Source organism: Hominisplanchenecus sp. (genome assembly GCF_046967715.1).
GTDB classification, from domain to species: Bacteria; Bacillota; Clostridia; order Lachnospirales; family Lachnospiraceae; genus Hominisplanchenecus; species Hominisplanchenecus faecis.
In genome coordinates this window covers 1-5092 of sequence record NZ_JBKVNQ010000103.1, presented here as the reverse complement: position 1 = coordinate 5092, position 5092 = coordinate 1, and the positions used below count along the sequence as shown (strand labels likewise).

5 protein-coding genes and 1 pseudogene are annotated in these 5092 nt (G+C 39.9%); all 6 read right to left on the bottom strand.

Features of this window, described 5'->3' with window-relative positions:
- Positions 1-2978, bottom strand: a 2978-nt coding sequence (locus ACLTL4_RS10935) for a glycoside hydrolase family 3 C-terminal domain-containing protein (RefSeq protein WP_412320538.1), incomplete at its 3' end; no start/stop codon positions are given.
- Positions 2979-3352: 374 nt separating this feature from the next.
- Positions 3353-3682, bottom strand: coding sequence for a hypothetical protein (locus ACLTL4_RS10930; RefSeq protein ID WP_003127052.1), 330 nt, complete (start codon positions 3680-3682; stop codon positions 3353-3355).
- A gap of 13 nt (positions 3683-3695) precedes the next feature.
- Complete coding sequence (locus ACLTL4_RS10925; RefSeq protein WP_003127053.1) at positions 3696-3905, bottom strand: helix-turn-helix transcriptional regulator; 210 nt, start codon at positions 3903-3905, stop codon at positions 3696-3698.
- Position 3906: 1 nt separating this feature from the next.
- Positions 3907-4221: a DUF6442 family protein gene (locus tag ACLTL4_RS10920; RefSeq protein WP_003127054.1), complete on the bottom strand. Its 315-nt coding sequence runs from the start codon at positions 4219-4221 to the stop codon at positions 3907-3909.
- A gap of 144 nt (positions 4222-4365) precedes the next feature.
- Positions 4366-4455: pseudogene (locus tag ACLTL4_RS10915) on the bottom strand (conjugal transfer protein); the annotation flags it as partial.
- Between the two features lie 140 nt (positions 4456-4595).
- Positions 4596-5092, bottom strand: a 497-nt coding sequence (locus ACLTL4_RS10910) for an XRE family transcriptional regulator (protein ID WP_412320537.1), incomplete at its 5' end; no start/stop codon positions are given.

Sequence of the window (5092 nt, the reverse complement as noted above, 5' to 3'; positions counted from 1 at the left end):
TTTTCATTCAGGGACTGTGCTGTGAAACCATGTTCTTTTGCAAACTCTGTAGAATCCATTACAAGGTTGCAGATGTTGATGGCTGCTTTCTGAAGGTCACCAAGGGAGATCAGCTGTTTATTTGTCTGTCCATCTTTGTTGCTGTTTACCTTGTAGCTGACCGTTGTCTGTTTTGTTGTTGTACCTGTCCACCAGTTACGTACATCTTTTACTTCATATGTTGCATATCCATCTTCGATTGCTTTCCATGCTTCATCACACAGAAGGCTGTGATCTGCATCTGCATCACCGTTCACGGTTGTAGACTGTACTTCTGTACCTTCTTTATTCAGTTCATATCCGCCGAAGTTCGGAACTTCTTTTGTGATAACCGGGAGATCCGGATCTGTCTGATCCTGATAGCTGATGGTTGTCATATTTACATAGCCTTTTCCGTTCCAGTCTGGATCAGATTTGAAGCCTTTGATGATCTGAGCTGCACCTTTACCAGGGCAAACAAGGTCGTTGCCTGCATGCATTTCATACATCGGTACGGACTGTCCGCCGCCCCAGTCTGTCATGATCATTCCCTGGAATCCCCATTCGTCTCTTGCGAATGCGGTACACAGATCATAATCATCAGCTGCCGGTCTGCCGTTGTTCTGGTTGTAAGAGGTCATGATCGCCATCGGCTGTGCCTGTTTTACAACTGCTTCAAAACCTTTGAGGTAGATTTCACGGATTGCTCTTTCAGAAACTGTATTGTTCTCTGCATTTCTGTTTGTTTCCTGAGAGTTCAGTGCATAATGTTTGATAGTAACGCCAACGCCTTTGTTTGACTGTACGCCAAGGGTTGCAGCTGTACCGGTAATACCTACAACTACCGGATCCTCTGAATAGTACTCAAAGTTACGTCCGCACAGTGCGTTTCTGTGGATGTTCATACCAGGTGCCAGCCAGCATCCGATACCGAACTCTTCCATCTCTTCGCCAACGCCTTCGCCGTAAGCGTAGATCTGATCGGTATCCCAAGTCTGTGCAAGCAATGTACCGATCGGCCATGCGGTTGCATACTGGTAATAGGTCTGATCGCCATCTTTGTATTTCTGTGTAATACGAAGACCTGCAGGTCCGTCAGACAGGTTTACAGGAGTGATGCCTTTTGTATCGTTTCTCCAGGTAGATCCTGCCACACCTCTAACGGTTGCATCACCTGAATGACCGTTCACCAGTTCTGCCAGTTCTTCCAGTGACAGTGCAGATACAAACTGTTCAATACTGAGCTTCTTAAGTTTAACGTCCATCAGCGTCGCTTTGCTGAAATCACCGTCAAATTTTTTAACGTGCTCGTTGTATGTTACTGTATAGTCGGAGCTGTTTGCATTTCCTTTTTCAACACGGCTGATCTCGCCTGTTGCTCCGTCTTTGTTTTCTGCGATCAGATATTCTGTCTGCGTTGTATTCGATACGTATACATCGACATCTTCGTTTTCTTTGATGATTTCCGGTGCTTTGTAACCTGTGAAATCAACTGCGATCGTGGATGCTGCTGCGATCTCATCTGCTTCACCGTCGTATGTGATCGGTGTTGCACCTTCGGTTGTCATCGGCTCGAGTGTCGGATATTTCTCATCATCTGCAACGTTCGGATTATCTTTTACCGGAACCATCAGATTGCTGTACTGTTCTGTGATCGTATCTTCCGCTACGCTGATCTTGCCTGCTACATGTGTGTTTCTGGAAGAATTACCGACACGGATGATGTAATCGCCGTCCTCCATCACGTATGCTGCCTTGTCTGTATCGTAAGATCCCATCTCTGTTGTATCGTATGTGATCGTCAGTACCTGAGATTCACCAGGTGCCAGCTCGTCTGTCTTTGCATATCCTGCCAGTTCCTGATACGGTTTGTCCAGATTGCCTTCCGGGGCTGAGAAGTAAACTTCTGCTACTTCTTTACCGGATACGGAACCTGTATTTTTCACTTTAACCTTAACGGTTACTTTGTCTTTGTCTGCTGTTACAGACTGTGTCTGCATTGCGAATGTAGTATAAGATCCGCCATAGCCAAATTCATAGGAAACATCTTTGCCGAACGTATCATAATAACGATATCCTACGAAAATATCATCGTTGTACAATTCCTGTGCATTATTTTTATCCTCGTTTGCAAATCCTGCACTGGATGGGTTGTCATCAAAATTAACCGGCCAGGTATCTGTTAATTTACCGGATGGATTTACGGTTCCGTTTAATACTTCTACCAGTGCATCACCGCCGGTCATACCTGCCTGAGACATCAGGAGCATGGAATCCAGCCCATTGATCTCACTGAAGAACTTGGTATCAATGATTCCGCCTACGTTCAGGACAACAACTACGTTATCAAATGTTTTTCCAAGCAGTTCCAGATTGGCCCGCTCATCATCCGATAAGAGATAATCACCTTTTCCGGAAGAACGATCTGATCCTTCACCTGAGTTACGTGCAATAACATAAATTGCAGTATCTGTCTGATCTGCCGCTGCTTTGATCTGGTCTGCCGCACCTTCTGTCTGTTCATAAACCGGTTCATTCACCCATTTAAATCCCCAGCCCTGACTTGTGCCGCCGCCGTTTGCTGTCCAGAGCTCATGCATCTGGTTTACAAAATCTGCATTTACGATATCATATCCGGCATTTTCAAAACCCTGCTGTACGGTAACATTGTCACGCTGGTTTACAGCACCGGAACCGGTACCGCCTTTGATGGTGTTGTAAACACCCTGTCCGAACAGTGCTACTTTTGTTCCCTTCTTTGCTGAAATCGGCAGTGAATTGTTCTTGTTTTCCATCAGGACCATACCCTGTGCTGCGATGTTTTTAGCCGCGGTCTTATGGTCAATCTCACGCTGGCTGATATCCGGGTTTGTTGTAGCTGCCATCGCTGTCATGCTTCCTCCTAAGAGCATCGAAGCGGACAATGTGACTGCTATCACTTTTTTTGAAGTTTTCTTCATTCCTTTTCCTCCTTTACTGCTTTACTGCTTTACTGCTTTCTTGTTATGTTTTTCGCTTTCCGATGTTGATATTCCATCAACATTTTCTCGTGTGATTTTATTTTATATAAATTTTATATCTAATTTTCGATTATCCGCATAAACACTATACTTTCAAGTATTTTGAAGTATAGAAAACCATTCATTTTACCACGAATTTACCACGATTGAATGAGCCTTGATATGATGATAAAACGACTAAGGGAGATAGCACAAATAACTGTGCCTCTCCCTATATTTTCTTTGTTTATTCCGTTGATTACTTCATTTGATTTCAAACTTTAACGCCTTTTTATATCTCGTTTTTTTATTCCTATTATATTCATACCTCAATTCTACTTTTTAAAGCTAATAAGTTTTCCGTTGTATTTTACAATGATGAATATGATATAAAACACTCCTACAACAATCAAAGTAAGCCCTATGTAGTAGCCTAATTCAGAATGAGAGATTAAATTGATAATCGGCATAGCAATAACGCCAATGCTAACCAGCAGAGAACCTATTCCTATTCTTTTTGTAAACGCTTTTTTATCTTTTGGGTTGAGATGTGTATAATGATAACTATGTAAGAAAGTAATATTTTCTTTTATACCCACTTGATAAGATAAAAATAATAAAAACAATCCCATAACTATTTCAACAACCACTTCTTCTATTTCCATAATCATACACTCCTTAATCAAAATAAAATAATTCCTCAAATTTTTTATCTAAAGCTATACAAAGCACTAATGCTAATTTTGCTGTTGGATTGAACTGTCCTGTTTCAATAGAACTTATTGTGTTACGGGAAACTCCAACCATTTCTGCTAATTCCGTTTGCGATAATTTTTTTTCTTTTCGCACCTCTTTTAATCTATTTTTTAAAATTAAATGTTCGTTCATATTACAAACCTGCTGTCAAAAATTTATAAAAGTAATACAACATAAATAGGACAAAGAATAGGGCAGTAACAAATTTAGGTTTACTTCTTGAAAGATATGCTTCATAACTCATATATCCAAATGCTACCGACCAAATAATTGTCATTATGTCATTGTAAGGTTCTTTACAAATAACCTTAATAACAAAGATTAAAATGCAGACAAGCAACACAAACATTAGCCCAAAAGATTTCCCTTTAAGTTTAATGTGTTTTTCATACTCATCAAGATATAAGTTATCTTTTTTGTTTTGTGACAGTATTTTTTCTTTATCCATTTATATTACCCCTTTCCAAAAATACCAAGTATACTTGTCATTTTTATTATAATACTCAATCTCTAAAAGTCAATGTTTTTATACTGTTTTCTTATTATTTTATGACGGCGTATTTTTTTCCATGAGATTATACGCCGTCAATAATTATGTTACAATTTTCCAGTTACTATCCTTATGGAGCATAAGCTCATACTGTGATACTTGCGTCGCCTTTGTCTGATTGTCGATAAACTCATGACACTACACCTTGTTTCCTCTTGTCTGCCAGAAACAGAAAAGAAAAAGCCCTGTCAAGAGCCTTGCCACCATTGGTGGTGCTTTGCACTCTTTACTGGGCTTTTTGTTTGCTGTATCTTCTACAAAGAGGAAAAAAGTTATTCGTCCTCATCATCAAAATGGTTATTTTTCAATACTTCCCGTAATAATTCCATATCTTCTTTTGAATTGGGGTTTATCATTTTTACGACTTGATAAGGTGTCCTATATTTATGTCCCTCTATGCTTTCCCCGAACATATCCATGCTGTATAAATCATCATAGCGGTCTAACAGTTTTTGAAATTTCAAATGCTGGATAAATTCTTTGATTGGGTAAAGGTCGGACGCTACAATGCTTTTCCCGTTGATGTAGTCGGTAATATATTCCCGTAACTTCTCTAACTCATATTCCAGCCATTCTTCCTCGCTGTCAAAGAAATTGTCATAATGCCCATGTTTCAGTTCTGCATTTAGTCTTTCTTCAATTCTTAAAAACTGACAGACTTCCTTTTCGGCTTGATTAACATACTTCCATTCTCCCGATAATAATTCATTGGGCGTTACACCCAGCACGTCCATTATCTTTTCTAATGTATCAAAGGTAGGATAATTCA

Excerpts from the sequence above, each read along its gene's own strand:
- ACLTL4_RS10930 (WP_003127052.1), bottom strand. The coding sequence starts at position 3,682 with ATGGAAATAGAAGAAGTGGTTGTTGAAATAGTTATGGGATTGTTTTTA.
- ACLTL4_RS10920 (WP_003127054.1), bottom strand. The coding sequence starts at position 4,221 with ATGGATAAAGAAAAAATACTGTCACAAAACAAAAAAGATAACTTATAT.
- ACLTL4_RS10925 (WP_003127053.1), bottom strand. The coding sequence starts at position 3,905 with ATGAACGAACATTTAATTTTAAAAAATAGATTAAAAGAGGTGCGAAAA.